Genomic DNA, 16,061 nt, shown 5'->3' with positions numbered 1-16,061 from the left:
TTGACTGTTGACTGTTAGTCGAAAAACTCAAGGATGGTTAGATGCAATCCGGTAGCATCGGAATTATTCGTCTCTCTGTTCTTTTCCTCTGTGTTCTCTGCGTCAACAGCGGTTTAATCATTGCAATGCAACTGGATTTGATATTACTTGTTTCCATTGGTGGCCTACAACCAAAGCTATATCATTCCGGTGCAACCGGAATTGATATAACTTATATCTTGCACCCTTATCAATTAGTCTTTTAGGAACAGGCTTTCCGGCCTGTTCCACAAGAAAATCTACTCTTTGTGGAACGGGCATCTTGCCCGTTCTTGAGAATGGTGCAAGATGTGAGTAGTAATGAAGTTGTTTGTCTCTCGTCTGCCAAGACCTAACTCTAAACGATGAGTTAAACAATTGATTGACCGGACACAATTTAACTGGGGCGAAAGGATTCGAACCTCTGAATGGCGGGACCAAAACCCGCTGCCTTACCACTTGGCGACGCCCCAATGTCTTAACCTTCACTATCTTAACATTCAAACACAGCAATCTGTCAAGCATTTTGACAAGAAAATTTAAAAAATGTTTTTGGAAGCGATCGCCCGCAGGTTTATGCTTTGATCGCACGGGGGCGAGCTACCGGGATTTCAATCCTGAAATCCGCTCCCTGTCCCGGTTCCGAGATACACTTCAAACTTCCTCCGTGTTTTTCCACCACTATCTGGTAGCTGATAGACAAGCCGAGCCCCGTACCCTTGCCTACAGGTTTAGTGGTAAAGAAAGGGTCAAACAAGTGGCATTTAGCTTTTTCGGGCAATCCGGGCCCGCTGTCTTGAATCCGAATCACCACAACTTGACCCCTCGACTTTCCTGACTCATCAGCCTCCGAGTCTGGGTTCACCACCGCCGTCGAGATTTTGATCGTCTTGGGCGGAGGCTGATTTTCCAAAGAGTCGATCGCATTCGCCAAAATATTCATAAATACTTGGTTGAGCTGTCCGGGATAGCACTCTACCTTCGGCAAGTCGCCGTAGTCTTTAATGACCTCAATTCCCGGCACTAGCCCGTTTGACTTCAAGCGACTCTGCAAAATCAGCAGCGTGCTGTCAATCCCTTCGTGAATGTCCACCGGCTTCATCTCTGCTTCGTCGTGCCGCGCGAAGTTCCGCAGAGACAGGACAATTTGGCGGATGCGTTCAGTTCCCATCTCTATTGAAGACAGAATTTTCAGCAAATCCGGCACTATGAACTCAACATCGATTTCTTCGTTTTTGTCGAGTATTTCGGGGCAAGGCTCAGGGTAGTGCTTTTGATACAGGTGCAGCAAGTCCAGCAGATTTTTCATGTACTGCTTGCAATAAGTCAAGTTGCCGTAAATAAAATTAACCGGATTGTTAATTTCGTGGGCGACGCCGGCGACCATTTGACCGAGAGAGGACATTTTTTCGTTTTGGATGAGCTGAGCTTCTTTCTGCTGCAACTGCTGCAATGTTTCCGTCAGTTGGCGGGCTTGAGTTTGAGCGGCTAAGGCGGCAGCGCGGGTTTGGGCGTAGAGTTCGGCTTGGTCGATCGCGATCGCCAATTGATCCACCACCGCTTGCAGCAATTCCACTTCGCTCGTGGCCCAGGAACGGTGGCTGCTGTAATGGTTGCAAACTACAGCACCCATTTGACCGGAGCGAGTCTTGAGCGGCAGCAGCAGGTTAGAAACAATACCGAGACTGCTCAAAAAAGCTCGCGTGGACGGTTCGATGCACAGTGCTGTGGCAGCGTCGCCGATCCGGAGCGTTTGGCGGTGGCAAATTTTCTCGGCCAGCAGGGTTACTTGTTCGATCGGGTATTCTGTAAGCCGGTCTTTCAGTTCGGGATTTGCCGCTTCGTGGGTGATTGCAAAGCTTGGCTGCCCGTCTCGCGAGATGGAATACCACAAAAAGTAGCACTGGTCAACCTGCAACAAGCTGCGAATTTCGTTGACAGCCGTATCTAAAATTTTGTCGAGATCGAGGGAATTCCGCATCTGGCTGGCGAGGCCGAAGAGCAGGGCTTCGCGGCGGCTCAACAATTCTTCTCGGGCAGTGACGCGATCGATCGCCACGGCGATGGCGTTAGCCATGCAGCCCAGAACTTCTAGCGCTCCCTCGCTTGCCAAAGCGTTACTGCACAGAGCCATCACTCCCACCAACCGATCCTCCACAATCAGCGGATAGGCGGCGCAGAGAGACGGGTTCGACAGTAGGCACACAGGAGCCGTTTGGAGGTTTCCGGCTTCTGTTCGCACCCAATCTTCTATTTCCCGTGCCCACTCTTGGCTGCTAAGTCCTGAATTTGCCTGCAATTCTAACCGCTCTGTCTGCTGGTTGAAAGTCCAGATGCTCACCCCTGTGGCGTCTAGGTACTCTACCATTGCCTCGGTGCAGCGGTTGAGGATGACCGATATTTTCCCGCCTTGTCCGAGGGCTGCACCGACTTTAGCTTGCAGGGTTCCCAAGCGAGCTCGCTCTTGTAGGGATGCTGCCGTTAGTTGGCGATCCGAGGTGTCGCGGGGGCCGGCAACGATTTCTCGGATTTGTTGGGTATCGTCCGCGCGCCCGATGCCCGCTGAAGCTTCCCACCCATATTGAGATTTGCCTGTTTCCCCCAGCGTCGGGAGCTTTTTTGTTCCGTATATTGTCCTGCTACTCTGTGGCGTATGTACCGCATACCAGCTCGATCGGTTAGAGCCAGGAACTAACTCCGAGATTTGCTGGCTGTTCGAGCTGATATCTTCTACCTCTGGCAACTGTTTCTGGGCTTTGACTAATTGCCAGCGCAGCTCCACCAAACTCGCAACTTGCCGACTTAAAGCTTGGAGAGCTTCTATCGTTTCTTTTGTCAAGTCTCGCGGCACCGAGTCCATGACGGATAGCACTCCCAGCACCTGCCCATCTGAGCTAACAACTGGGATTCCGGCGTAAAATTTCACGAAGGGGTAGAAAACGATCAGCGGATGCTCGCCAAATCTCACATCTGTGGAAGCGTCTCGAACAATGGCTGCAGGCAGTCCTTTAAAGGAATTTATAGGGAGTTCGATCGCCAATTCGGGAGCAACTGGCGGTTTTTGCAGGGGAATTGCCCGGTCAAATTCCGAGTTTGAGTTTGAGCCGACTGCGAACTCTTCGGGAATTTGATCCAGGGCGCGAGCGCAAAAATTCAGGTAACGGTGGGCCAAAGTTCGATCGATACCTAGCTGCGACTTCAACCAGTGGCGGTTTCCGTCAATCAAGCTCAAGAAAGCAATAGGAGTTCGGCTAAGCTGAGCTGCCAAACCTACCAAATTGTCCAAGCAAGCGTCTGGAGCAGAGCCGAGAAGCTGATACAAGTCAATGTTATGGAGCTTGAACACTTTTTTATCAAGAGGCAAGGGTGCTTTCATCATGTGTAACTGCCCGTCTAGTTGCTGGCAACCGCCCTTCTCAATACTTTCGAGAAAAACAAGCTATGAATTGTGTGATGGGAGACTGTGGGCGCAAATTCGGCGCAGGCTGCTTGCGCCAAATTCCGACTAACCTCTTGACTGATCTGGAAACTTTTGGGTTATGGGAGTTAGAGCACCCCAGATCTAAGACTATATAAATTATACTTCCAGTTGACTATGCTTTTGAATACCTCCGGCTCTCTAAATCTAAGAGCCTCTGTTGGGAGGAAGCCGCTTTCCCAAATATATGACTATTGCTTACCTTTAATTTTTTAATCAGTTTAATTGTATTTTAACAGACTTGTCTAATCGTGGGTAGCTGGCTTGCTGGTAGATTTAAATCAGGGGTTTGTGCCACAATACCAGTGTCCTTTACCGAGCTGTGCCGATTCCGACCGTTCAACTACAGTTAGGAGATGAATTACAAAAGATTGGTAAGATGTTAAACTTTGTAACAAGAGTTGTTCAAACTCGACCTTTTAGGGTTTATGGGCCCGGATGCACATTTTGCAACTGTTGTAATTGCCGATCGACCACTCTCCCAATCCCTTTTTTTGGGCTTGAGGTAAAAAAAACCGGGCTAAAGTTTCAACTAACGCTCCAACGGGGTTGACAATTATTGCACAGAGACAACTCTCAAAAAATGACGGCGGGAATTATGTTTGGTATTTTCAACAACTATAAATAAACAGGGAGAAGAATATGTCTGCAAGTAGCAGTCAAGTACCAACTATTTTGGCAGTTGATGATAGCGTCGTGATGCAAGGACTTGTTAAACAGGCCTTAAGCAAAGAGTTTCGAGTTCTCGTAACCGACAATGCAGTGGATGCTTTGTCAACGATTTATCACGAACAAATTTCGGTTTTGTTGCTCGATGTTTCGATGCCTGGTATTGACGGATTGGAACTCTGCCGCACGGTGCGGAGCTTGCCTCAGTTTCAGAATTTGCCGATCGTAATGCTGACAGCGCGAGATGGAGCCTTTGATAAGGTACAGGGGCGTTTGGCGGGAGCAACAGAGTATTTAACTAAGCCTTTTGATGCTGATAAGTTACGCGAGGTAATTGGTAAGTTTATCAAAATCAAATAATCGGAATAAAAAAAAATCAGTTTTGAGTAATTAATGAAGTAATTTGAGTAATTAATTAACTAAAAAGTTGGGTTCGCGCTCTCTGAGCCTCGACTTCTTTAACAAGTCGGGGGGCGGGGTATTCTGCACTATTTGCGAGGTAAGTCCTAAATTTTTAATTTTGCCAGGAGTAGGGGAGCGATCGCACTGACAGGTAGAACATATTGGGCGGCACCGAGGGCGATCGCCTCCTTGGGCATTCCGAAGACAATGCAGCTAGCTTCGTCTTGGGCGATTGTCAACCCCCCTTGTGTGGCGATAGCCAACATTCCGTCAGCACCATCTCTACCCATTCCTGTCAGCAAAACCCCCGCTGCTGCCCGACTATAAAAATTAGCTACCGACTTAAATGTCACCGTTACAGAAGGGCAGTGTCCCGCGACATGAGCCGATTCTGAATAAACAAATCGCCCTTGAGAGTCCAATTCTAAATGACGTTTTTCGGGCGGGAAATAAACAGTCCCTGCTTGTGGCAATTCCCCAAAAGAAGCTATCTTAACAGGCAGTTTCGATTCATTACCCAGCCAATCAACTAATCCTTGCAAAAAACCTTCACTGATGTGCTGGACACAAATTATAGGCACTGGAAAACTAGCCGGAAGTTTAGAAATAATCGTGTACAGTGCTTGCGGTCCCCCTGTTGAAGCCCCTATAGCCAATACTTTAATAGTTGGAGATTTAACATTTTCGTTGGAGAACTTGTAATTAGCAACTGGTGCTTGGTTGATTTTTACAACTTGATTATTATTATATTCTGTTGGCATCTTTTTTTGATGCCGTGTAAATACTTTAACTCCTGAGAGGATTTTAACTTTAGCTATTAATTGATTGGCGAGGCGAGCGTAATCAGATACCAACCCGCCAATCGGTTTCGGAAAAACATCCAATGCACCAGCCTTTAACAGTTGAAATACATTCTGAGTATCATTCGCTTGCACTGAAGCACTAATTACTAAAATTGGTAGCGGATATTTCTTCATTACTTCTTCCGTAAATTCTAACCCGTTCATTGGTACCATGTTCAAATCCGTACAGATTACTTGGGGCTGAAGTTTGGGGATTAATTCTAGTCCTTCTAATCCGTTGCAAGCGGTTCCTACAACTTGGATGTCTGGCGAGGACTCAAAAATTCGTTTGAGGACGAGCGTAACTACTGGAGAATCTTCAACTAACAATAGTTTAATGGGCGATAACATCAGTTTGCTGGGAAATGGGGAATGGGGAACGGGAAATGATAAATTCGGCATCCATGCACGGGGAATTTTTCACTAGACACAGGGCATTGGGCCTTGCTAATTGGTAGTAAATAACAAATAGCTAATAACTAATGACTAATGACTAATGACTAATGACTAATGACTACACTAACCTTTTTAGTGTCTCTACCAGCACATCTTGATTGAAAGTACCTTTAGGAATATAAGCATTTGCCCCCGCATCAGCACCTCTTTTTTTATCTTCATCCGATGCCAAAGATGTCACTAAAATTATCGGCAACTCACTGTATTCTTTTTGCTCCCGAATCTTAATAGTCAGGGCCAAGCCGTCTAAATTTGGCATTTGTATGTCAGAAATCACAGCATCAAAATCGCGAGTTTTCAATTTATGGAAAGCATCCAATCCGTCTACCGCAGTCACAACTTCGTAACCCGCACCTTCCAGGATGCGTTTTTCTTGAGTGCGCGTGGCGATCGAGTCTTCTGCTAATAGTATAACTTGTTTTCTGCTGGCAGTCTCAAGTTGCGATCGCGCACTCCCAACCCCACGAGACGAAACTTGCTGGCGTACAGATTTTATCAAATCGTGGGGATTGAGTACCATACAAACTTCCCCAGTAGCGAGAATGGTGGCACCCGAAACATTTCGCACCCGTTTCAGCAATTGACTTTGAGGTTTCATCACCACATCCTGTTCGTCTATCAAAGCATCTACAAATAATCCCAATCTTTCCTCCCCGACTTTCAAAACAATACAAGGCATTTTTGAAGTGGAATTTACGAAGTATTTTTGATTTTTTATCAGACTTTCACTCCCGGTTTCCTGTCTCAAATACCGATTCTTTTGCCAGCCTTGTCTAGTGTTTAATTCTAGTAAATCTGTCAGATGAGCAACTGACAGAGGCTGACCCTTTGAAAGTATAGTTTCCTTACCTTCTATAGCAAATATATCAGACGGAGACACCTGTTGTGCCGTGTCTACAAACTCGACTGGCAGAGCATAAGGAATGTCTTCAACTACGACAATTAATACATTTGCTGTAGCTAAAGATGTGCTGATTTGCAGCCTCAAAGTGCATCCTTTTCCCGGCAAAGACTCTACTTGAATACTACCTTTTAGGGCTTCAACATTAGTGCGAACTACATCTAAACCCACCCCGCGCCCCGAAACTTCGGTAACAAATTTTTTTGTCGAAAAACCCGGAGTAAAAATTAAAGATTGTACTTGATTTTCTGTCATTTCTGCCAGTTGTTCAAGCGTACAAAGATTACGTTTGACAGCCGTTTGTTTAATGCTCTCTAGATTTAGTCCCCGACCATCATCAGCAACTTCAATAATAATATTGCTAGCAATATTATAGCCTTTGATTCGGAGAGTAGCCACGGGAGGTTTACCTAGTTGTTTCCGCTCCTCAACAGTTTCAATACCGTGGTCGATCGCATTTCTAATCATGTGCATTAAAGGGTCTTTCATTTCCTCTAAAATGCGTTTATCGGCTGTAGTTTCGCCTCCTTCAATCACTAATGCAACTTCTTTACCTTCCCGTTTCGCTAAGTCTCGAACAGTTCGAGGAAATAAATTAAAAATAGTAGACAAAGGCAGCAGTCTCAGAGTGCGAATTCCTGATTCTAATGCCTCGGCGATTAATTCGAGTCTGGCAGTATCTTCATAAACTCGATTTCTCAAGCGGTTGACTAAAGTTCCGAGACGTTCCAAACGTTCTTCTGTACGTTGATAGTAATCCTGCAATTGGCTAAACTTACCGTTGGCTTTAATACCGTTTTCATCTATTTGCATCCGATCGAGAGTCAAGCTCGTTACAAAATATTCTCGGCTCCACTCTTCCCACAAAGTTGTAATTTGTTCGAGCTCTGCAACTCGGTGTCCTAGCCGAGTTTTTGTGACAGTAAGTTCCCCTGCTTGAGTCATTAAATCGTCTAAATTTTGAGTAGCAACGCGAATGGTTTCAATGCGGTAAGATGAGGTAGAGGATGCAGTAACTGCCGACTGCGACGCCGACGCAGGGGCGGGTTCAGAAGGTGCAGGCAAGTTGTGAGCTTGCAGTGGAAATTCGGGCTGGGATTGTCGGGGTAAAAAAGAGGAATTCTTCTCTAAGTTAACGACTTCTGAATTTTCAACGTTGGTTTCTGGTTGTTGGGTAGGAGGCTCAGTAAATTGCGGTTCTACCAACGGTTGTTCTGGTACTGGTGAAGATGATGGCTCTACTATTGAGGCGGCCGCCTGTGGCTGTAACTGACTAGAAGCACCCATCATGCTAGCGAGGATATAAAATGTATTAATGCCGGAATCTTGGCCGGTAACGGCTTCGTTAACGAGTTTGCGGATGGCCTCTAAACCTTGCGAAAGTCGATCGCTAATATCTGAATTTAGTGGAGTTTCTCCCCGCTTGACACCTCCCAAAATATGCTCCATTTGATGAGCTAAAGATGCTACATTTTTTACTCCCAGCATCCCAGCATCACCTTTAAGAGAATGGGTTTCCCGCAACAATTGTTCTAACTGAGCGAAGTCGTCTGGATGTTGTTCTAAGTACAGCAATCCGTCATCTAGTTTCTGTAAGTGTTCTTGACTAGCGACTTTAAATACATCTCGAAGTTCTTGATCTTCAATCATCATATATGTTTTTGAGTAATAGGTAATTGAGCATTGCTCATGGGTAATTGGTAATGATAATTCTCTTGACTACTCAGTCGCTCGCTAATGACTAATGACTAATGACTAATGACTAATGACTAATGACTAATGACTACTGACTACTGACTAATGACTACTGACTACTGACTACTGACTACTGACTAATGACTAATGACTAATGACTAATGACTAATGACTAATGACTAATGACTAATGACTACTGACTACTGACTAATGACTACTGACTACTGACTACACTACTTTTTTAAGATTAAATGCAGCTTCTGTGAGTTGTTGAGTACCGATTTTAACTTGATTAATGCCGCTGACTGTTTGAGACGCGGATTCCTTCATAGAACTCATGGCATCACCTACTTGCTGAATTGCGCTCGCCTGCTGTTTAACATTAAAAGAAATTTGCTGGTTGCTAGCAAACACCAGATTGCAAGCTTCCCTCACACCCGTAAAAGCTTCGGCCGTATCTTGTGCTGTTTTCACCCCTTCTGCAACCGTTTTGCGACTATCTTCAGTTGCTTTCACCGTAGAGTCGATCGCGCCCTTAATTTCTGGAACAATACCATTAATCTTTTGTGCTGCTTGTTGGCTTTCATCTGCTAACTTACGAATTTCGCTTGCTACCACCGCAAAACCTTTACCGTACTCACCGGCTCTGACTGCTTCAACAGCAGCGTTGAGAGCCAGCATATTAGTTTGGCTGGCTAAATCGCTAACCAAACTTGCGAGAGTCGATATATTGCCAATCTGACTCGTGCTGTCGTCGAGTCGATGATTTTGCTTAGAAATTGCCACCACAGCTTCTCTAAGATTCAGCATTTGATTGAGAGTTTGATCTACCTTTTTAGTACCTTCTTCGGCGAGATTTAAAGCTTGGCGAGCGGCAGCGGCAACAGACTCAGCTTGCTCGGCTGTTTGCTGAGAAGATCTGCCCAAATTTTCTAGAGTTATAGTTGTTTGATTGACAGAGACAAATTGCCGATCTGCTATTTGCTCTTGCCGATTCATATTAGATTCTATTTGCAGTGAAAATGACGATATTTGGTAAATCAACCCCCGAATGAGAGCAACAATCTGTTGCAAAAAAAACCAGCCAAATCCCAGCACCACAGCCAGGGAAACAATAGCAATAAACGCTGCTATTTTCTGAAGAGAATCAATAGAAGAAAATAGCAACCTTTTGGGTGAAGTATCCACAATTACTAAAAATTTATTTTTATTTTCCTGGCTGGGAAAAACTGTATTATAGCTAATCACTAGATCCGTCTTGTCAATATTTCCCTTGCCACCTGAGAGTATTTTAGCAACAATGTCTCCTGAATAATCATTTTTGACATTTTCCTTAGTTTTGAGTTCCAATCCCCATGCTTTTTGAGGATTGGGATGAGCCAGATAATACCCATCTTGATTTAAGATAAAAGATTGGTCTGATAGTTCAGGATTAAAATTTTTAACCATATCGAGCAAAGTGCTACCCAGAGCATTCGTAATGACAAAGCCTTGTCTTTGTCCTTTGGCATTAAAAATTGGAGTGGCGTAGCGAATGGTTGGCTTGTAAGGAATTTCTATTTTCCCCCTTTCCTCATTCAGATTTAAGGAAGACACATAGACTTCTCCTGATTTTAGCTTCATAGTTGCCGAAAAGTAATCTGCGTCTGCTTTATTTTGTAGTTGAGAATCTGGAATAACTTGGAGATTTGTGCCGTCAGAATCTACGCGCACGATCTCCTTACCGCTGTTATCTATGTAACGCAATTGCATATAATAGGGCTTGGCTTCCATCAACGATAAAAATGTGAGTTGCATTCGATAAACCCAATCTTTATAAGTTGAATTAGTTTGTTTGTCTACTCCCTTTCCTTCTCTAGCTCTAATCATTCCCTGAACTGGGGGAGTTTTGCGGAGAAACAAAATATCGGCTCTCAGATTGTCAAATTGGTTAATCATTTGATTGGCGGTGGAATTAACACTGTCACTAAGGGTTATTAATGCTAAATTTTGTAGTGCTTCTGTTGAAGAAGAAATTCCATACCAACCAACCAGAGATACTGGAATCAAGGTACTTAAAATTAGGAGTAGGAGCAGTCGGTGCTGCATTTTTTGGAAAAATTTGTTCATCATTGGTTACGGAGGATTGGTTACTGGGAACTTGTACGCTCGCATAGTCTAAGTATAGGGAATTGGGAACTTGTACGCTCGCGTAGCCGAAATATAGGGAATTGGAAAATTGTACGCTCGCGTAGCCGAAGTATAGGGAATTGGGAATTGGTACTAAAGAAAAAATAACAACTCCCAAATAATAACTCACAAATCACAACTAACTACACTGCTGATTTGAGATTAGGTCCTGATTTGCCCAGAAACAAGTTATTACTCCCGTTAATATCGCTGGAATTGTAGCGATGCCGATCGCCAAAGCAATTGATTTAATTTTTAAGGATATATTGGGCCTTTTTTGGGAACTACTCATAATTCATCGATCTCCTACAAAACTGCTTTCAAATCTAAGGCTGCTTCATTCAATTTTTGAGTGCCGACTTTAGTTTGACTGATACCGCAAGCGGTTTGGGCTGCCGCTTGATTGAGGGAGTTCATAGCTTGCACTACCTGTTCGATCGCGATCGCTTGCTGTTTGGCATTCAGAGAAATTTGCTGAGAGCTCAAAACCACATTGTTAATGGCATTCGCAACTCCTGCAAATGCCACTGCGGTTTCTGAGGCAATATTCACGCCGGATTCCACTGTTTTAGTTCCTTCGTCTGTCACCATTACCGTTGAGTTAATCGCCCTTTGAATATCAGCAACTAATAGATTAATTTGCGCTCCAGATTTTTTACTGCGATCGGCAAGTTTGCGAATTTCTGACGCCACCACGCCAAACCCCTTGCCATGTTCCCCCGCCCGCACGGCTTCCACAGCAGCGTTGAGTGCTAACATATTAGTTTGATTGGCCAAATCGCTAACTACAGTTGAGATATTACCAATGTGATCTGTTTGTTCGCTCAACTCTATAATTTGTCCTTGGATATCCTGAACTTTAGTTTTGAGAGTGGCCATTGCTTCTAAAGTTTGTTCTACAGCTTTTGTGCCACCTCCCGCTAAATTCAAAGCTTGCATTGCTTGAACCACGGCTGTTTCTATCTGCTGTGATGTCGCCCTGGAAGATGCTCCCAATTCGTCCATTGTTGTAGTAGTTTGATTTACTGAAGCTGCTTGCTGACTTGCCATGCGTTCCTGTTCTTCCACGGTGGCTGCAATCTCAGTGGAAGAAGTGGCGATCGAGCTAATTGCCCGATCGATAGTTTGGGCAATTCCTGACGAAATCAACCCAGCTATAATAGTACCTAACACCAATAAAAGTACGGAAGCAAATACCACAGCCCAGAGCAAGAAAACTAAAGATTCCTTCGTTTTTGCGGTGGCTTGCTTAATCGCATTGACTTCAATGTCGCGAAATTGCTTATTCACTTCCACAAATTCATTCACAAATTTTGTCTGTTTTCCGGTGTTAAATATAGCCACGGCTTCCGCCATCTTATTTTGTTGTAAAAAAACCATCATTTCGTTAGAACTCTCATAATATTGGTTGCAGAGTTGTAGCATCTTCTCTAAACGTTCTTTTTGTTCAGGATTTTGGATCATTGACTCAACACTATTAGCCGACTGGCGAGCTAATTCTAAACCTGTTTGAAAATCATTTAAAAAGTCCGTGTTTTTATTATTAATTAAATACCCGCGCAACCCCCGTACCATTTGCTCGGCACCTGCAGACATATTATTTGTGTGTCTGATCACATTTTCGATCCTTTCTACTTCTTGAAAATTACTCAATACCTGATTAGTGGTTGTATAAACTAGCACGGGAAAACCCAAGTATATAGTTGCTGGCGCTACATATGCAAGCAGCATTCTCTTTCTAATATTGAATTTTATTAAGTTAGCAAACATATTTTTCTCCTTAATTTTAGTCCAATATGGCTTGAAAAGCGAGGGGATTTGGTATAGCGTATGTTGAAGGAAGAAGGAAGAAGCCGCTTCGGCTCGCTTCCCTTTGACTACGCTCAGGGGAGGCGAAGCCGATCGCCATTCGGTTACGATCAGGGCGCGATCGGCCCCCTGATCGTAGTCGAATGGCAAGTTAAAAAGAAGGAAAAAGCAATAAAATCCATGATTGGGGCCAGGAACAACTTCCTCACCGTATTGGCGGTTGCTATATAGCAAGTCTAAATCATTTATGCAGATTGGTAGGGTTAGTGGCAAGAGTGCCTACCCCGATCCGCTTAAGCACGGGGGGAGTGGACATACCTTAATTTTACAACTCATTTAGACGCACTATATAAGATAAAATCTGCTAGCATCGTCGTGGTAAAGTCGAGTCAAGTCGTCTCCATATGTATCTTCCATATATCAGCGCAATTTGCAGCTTTTCGACTCACTGTCAATCGTTCAGTCTCAACCGTGAAACCTCAACAATCATCGCGATCGTGCAACCAGAATTGATATAATTGAGATAACTTGTTGATTCAAACCTCCTCATCAACAACAAGTCCTCCTTTGGTAAGGAGTTTGGGCAAGTTCAGAATAGCCATCATTTTTTCCCCGTAAAGAGCTGTCCCCCTTAGATATTCGCGGTTGGCAGAATACAGTGCAGTCGGAACAGCCGCAATTTCCGACACATTTAAGTATATAATATCTAATATTTCGTCAACAACTATACCAGTGACTAAATCCCCAACTTCAACAACGATCGCCTTAGAGAGATAATTGGCAGCATCCGACATATTTAAAGACATATTTAAAACACTACGAATATCAATTAGCGTCACAATTTCTCCCCGTAAATTTATATTTCCCACTATGCGATCTGGAGTGCAAGGAACAGGAGTTACTTGACCAATGTCAGTAAATTCGCGCACTAAATCTAAAGGAATACCCAAGTATTCGCCATTCAAAGCAAACACTGCCAAAGACATATTAAGTGCAGCACCATTTTCCCCCTCGCCTTGCCGCCTTAAATTATTAGCCCGCAATTTAAAAATTGCCTTTTCTTCCGGCGTAGCCTGCGGGCAAAAAACGTCACGCTTGCTCAGAATTTTAGGATTTTCGCCTAACCATTTTCCATTTATTTGCCACTTTAAATTTTTCGTCTCTGCCTCACCTGCTGTTTCTTCACTACCTGCACTGCTTGGAGAAAGAGGCCAGCTTTCCTCTGACTTTTTGGGAGAATATCTAATTAAGGAATCGAGATTCAGCAGCATGATAATATCGGCTTCGCAGCGGGCCAATCCCGCTACAAAATGATGAGAGGCTTCTGAATTATCTCGCCCGTAAGATAGCTGCGGAGTGATGGCATCTTCTGAGATTTCCTTAACTTCGCGAACTTGATTGACAATTATACCGAGTTTCGATTCTTGCCACTCTAGGACGATCGTACTATCTGTCACAGAATACTCTTGCCAAACGTATCCAAAACGAAGATTCAGATCCATCACGGGCAGAATTTCGCCCCGAAGGTCGATCGCCCCAACAATATCTTGAGGTGCTTCTGCAATTGCTGTCAACTCCGGCAGAAAGAAAATTTCCCGAACGTAACAGGCTTCTATACCGCAGAGAAAACCGTTCTGTTCAAAAATAAGATACGGTTTAGTTTCCATATTTTAGTGTACAGTTTCTTTACTGTATAATTTTAACAATTTTTTTTTAACATTCATCAGCACTTGATTAGCTGTCATTTTTCCCTGTGAATCTATGGGAGTATTTGGCGGTAGTGCTTTCAGGATTTCACAAGATGAATTGTACATTTTAATAGCTCTTTTTACTTGACCTTCTTTATTGTATATATTCCCTAGTTCTATATAAGCTGAAACAAAAGAGGGACACATATAAATAGTCCTCTTTAATAAATTCTTTGCTGTTTCCAATTGCCCCTGTTCTTCAGCAATGTGAGCTTGTAAATAATCAGTAAATACTGAGCCAGGATCGACTTTTCTAGCTCGATTACAGTATTCTATTGCCTGAGAATAATTGCCGGAATTTGCCTGAACTTGAGCCATCAAATAATAAGCCTCAAAATTCTGTCCCTGCAAGTCTATTGCCTCTTGTGCCTTGTTGAGCGCCTCAGCATAATTTTTATTCTTAAATGACTTTTTAGCCTCTAAAATTAGCATTTGAGGCGTTTTATTTTGAGTATTTTCTGCTATTATTTTTTCTGTAACTGAAACGGCATTGTTCGGCAAGCCCTCCTCCAGATAGGGAGATGGCAGCATCTTCCCCAGCGGATTACTTATTTTTAATACGGGCGGCATCTCTATCTCTGTAAAATTGCTGTTAGTAGTAACACTAGGTGGCATCGTTTCCCATGTTAGCAACTCACCACTATCATCGCCCATAGTATCTGCTTTCGGGAATTCCCGAAATGCCGAGTTGGCTTCCCCTACCGTTGCAACCCTAGACTCTATTTGACCGCCTTCCTCCGGTACTGCCTCCCGACGCTGATAAACCACCGACTCCGGAAAAATCTTGGGTTCAAACTCGTTCATAATTTGACCGTAAACTTCAGCGTGACCGGTCATTAAATATCCTCCAGGTCTCAGGGTATTGGAAAATTTTTTCAGTACCAGTGAAATATACTTATGTTCAAAATACACAAAAACGTTTCTACACAAAATTAAGTCTATGTTATAAAGATTTTGGTAAATATTAGGAAACTCATCTGTGATTAAATTTACACAGCTAAAGTTTACACTTTGGCGCAATTCTAGATTAATTTCCCAATCATTTTCCCTCTGATGAAAATACTGCTTTTGTATCTGCGGTTCAACCAAGCGAAACGACCAATGACTGTAAACTCCCTGGGGCGCTTTTTTGATGACTTTTTCATTGATATCTGTACCTAAAATTAATATTTTCCATTGCTCCCAATCGGGAATCAACTGTTTTAAAACAATAGCTAAAGAATAAGGTTCTTCACCGGTGGAGCACCCCGCACTCCAGATTCGCAGGGTCGGCTGCATTCCCAAGGTCTTGTGCAATTTTCTTTTCTGCTCTATCAATTCAGGAAAAATTACTCTATTTAACAGAGCAAACTGTCCTTTATCTCGCATAAAATAACTTTCAATTGTTGTTAATAGCAATACTAATTCTGTCCATTCGTTTTTACTTTCCAAAGTTGTGGCAGTTAAAAGTTTATAATATTTTTCGGGTTCGGCGATTTTTTTTGCTCTCATCCTAGTCAAAATTTTGTGAGACAAAGCCGAACGATCTTGCGAGCGAATTCGCAAACCAATCTGAGTAGTAATTAAGTTAATAAATAGCTGAATTATTGAATCATTCATCTCAACTCAGGTAGATTCTTTTAATAATTGGGAAATTGGGAATTTTTACTGAGCTGTTGCTGAGTTTGTGCTGAGCATAGCTGCTAGCCTGCGGCTCGTCCGTTCGCAAAGCCAAAGGGAGCCGAAGGGAAGTGCGTAGCTGAACTATTGGGAATTGGGGAACTTGTAAGCTCGTGCAGTCGAAGTATTGGTAATTGGAAATTGGGGAATTGGAAATTAGAAATTGGGAATTTAGCCGATCGCCTTAACAAGAACAGTATCACACAACATCATAT

9 protein-coding genes and 1 tRNA gene are annotated in these 16,061 nt (G+C 43.5%); 2 read left to right on the top strand and 8 right to left on the bottom strand.

Annotated elements, in window-relative coordinates; genetic code table 11:
• Positions 1-419: 419 nt before the first annotated feature.
• Together QUB04_RS10595 and QUB04_RS10590 are read right to left on the bottom strand one after the other, a co-directional pair.
• Positions 420-491, bottom strand: a tRNA-Gln gene (locus QUB04_RS10595).
• Positions 492-592: 101 nt separating this feature from the next.
• Positions 593-3,397, bottom strand: coding sequence for a GAF domain-containing protein (locus tag QUB04_RS10590; RefSeq protein ID WP_333283959.1), 2,805 nt, complete (start codon positions 3,395-3,397; stop codon positions 593-595).
• Positions 3,398-4,138: 741 nt separating this feature from the next.
• Here QUB04_RS10590 and QUB04_RS10585 point away from each other — a divergent pair.
• Positions 4,139-4,525 (top strand): response regulator, encoded by a 387-nt coding sequence (locus QUB04_RS10585; RefSeq protein ID WP_015175702.1) that lies wholly within the window; start codon positions 4,139-4,141, stop codon positions 4,523-4,525.
• A 146-nt stretch (positions 4,526-4,671) separates the two neighbouring features.
• Here QUB04_RS10585 and cheB read toward each other — a convergent pair whose 3' ends face one another.
• From cheB to QUB04_RS10565, 4 genes are all read right to left on the bottom strand, one after another.
• Complete coding sequence (cheB, locus tag QUB04_RS10580; RefSeq protein ID WP_333284006.1) at positions 4,672-5,760, bottom strand: chemotaxis-specific protein-glutamate methyltransferase CheB; 1,089 nt, start codon at positions 5,758-5,760, stop codon at positions 4,672-4,674.
• 163 nt (positions 5,761-5,923) lie between these two features.
• Positions 5,924-8,416: a hybrid sensor histidine kinase/response regulator gene (locus tag QUB04_RS10575; RefSeq protein WP_333284004.1), complete on the bottom strand. Its 2,493-nt coding sequence runs from the start codon at positions 8,414-8,416 to the stop codon at positions 5,924-5,926.
• Positions 8,417-8,689: 273 nt separating this feature from the next.
• Positions 8,690-10,573, bottom strand: a complete 1,884-nt coding sequence (locus QUB04_RS10570; protein ID WP_333143889.1) for a methyl-accepting chemotaxis protein — start codon at positions 10,571-10,573, stop codon at positions 8,690-8,692.
• A gap of 363 nt (positions 10,574-10,936) precedes the next feature.
• Positions 10,937-12,361, bottom strand: coding sequence for a methyl-accepting chemotaxis protein (locus QUB04_RS10565; protein WP_333283957.1), 1,425 nt, complete (start codon positions 12,359-12,361; stop codon positions 10,937-10,939).
• A 99-nt stretch (positions 12,362-12,460) separates the two neighbouring features.
• On the opposite strand from QUB04_RS10565, the gene QUB04_RS10560 reads away from it, so the two are divergent.
• A complete protein-coding gene (locus tag QUB04_RS10560) occupies positions 12,461-12,670 on the top strand; it encodes a hypothetical protein (RefSeq protein ID WP_333283955.1) in 210 nt (69 codons plus the stop codon).
• A 305-nt stretch (positions 12,671-12,975) separates the two neighbouring features.
• Here the strand turns inward: QUB04_RS10560 and QUB04_RS10555 are convergent, their stop codons facing one another.
• Together QUB04_RS10555 and QUB04_RS10550 are read right to left on the bottom strand one after the other, a co-directional pair.
• A complete protein-coding gene (locus QUB04_RS10555; RefSeq protein WP_333283952.1) occupies positions 12,976-14,106 on the bottom strand; it encodes a chemotaxis protein CheW in 1,131 nt (376 codons plus the stop codon).
• Between the two features lie 3 nt (positions 14,107-14,109).
• A complete protein-coding gene (locus QUB04_RS10550) occupies positions 14,110-15,618 on the bottom strand; it encodes a CheR family methyltransferase (RefSeq protein WP_333283950.1) in 1,509 nt (502 codons plus the stop codon).
• Positions 15,619-16,061 lie beyond the last annotated feature (443 nt).

The organism is Microcoleus sp. D2_18a_B4 (assembly GCF_036702475.1).
Lineage (GTDB): Bacteria > Cyanobacteriota > Cyanobacteriia > Cyanobacteriales > Microcoleaceae > Microcoleus.
Note: the sequence above shows the minus strand (reverse complement) of the source record. Positions and strands in the feature narration are given on the sequence as shown.

Coding starts and splice junctions, on each gene's coding strand:
- QUB04_RS10590 (WP_333283959.1), bottom strand. CDS start 3,397: ATGATGAAAGCACCCTTGCCTCTTGATAAAAAAGTGTTCAAGCTCCAT.
- QUB04_RS10585 (WP_015175702.1), top strand. CDS start 4,139: ATGTCTGCAAGTAGCAGTCAAGTACCAACTATTTTGGCAGTTGATGAT.
- cheB (WP_333284006.1), bottom strand. CDS start 5,760: ATGTTATCGCCCATTAAACTATTGTTAGTTGAAGATTCTCCAGTAGTT.
- QUB04_RS10575 (WP_333284004.1), bottom strand. CDS start 8,416: ATGATTGAAGATCAAGAACTTCGAGATGTATTTAAAGTCGCTAGTCAA.
- QUB04_RS10570 (WP_333143889.1), bottom strand. CDS start 10,573: ATGATGAACAAATTTTTCCAAAAAATGCAGCACCGACTGCTCCTACTC.
- QUB04_RS10565 (WP_333283957.1), bottom strand. CDS start 12,361: ATGCTGCTTGCATATGTAGCGCCAGCAACTATATACTTGGGTTTTCCC.
- QUB04_RS10560 (WP_333283955.1), top strand. CDS start 12,461: ATGTTGAAGGAAGAAGGAAGAAGCCGCTTCGGCTCGCTTCCCTTTGAC.
- QUB04_RS10555 (WP_333283952.1), bottom strand. CDS start 14,106: ATGGAAACTAAACCGTATCTTATTTTTGAACAGAACGGTTTTCTCTGC.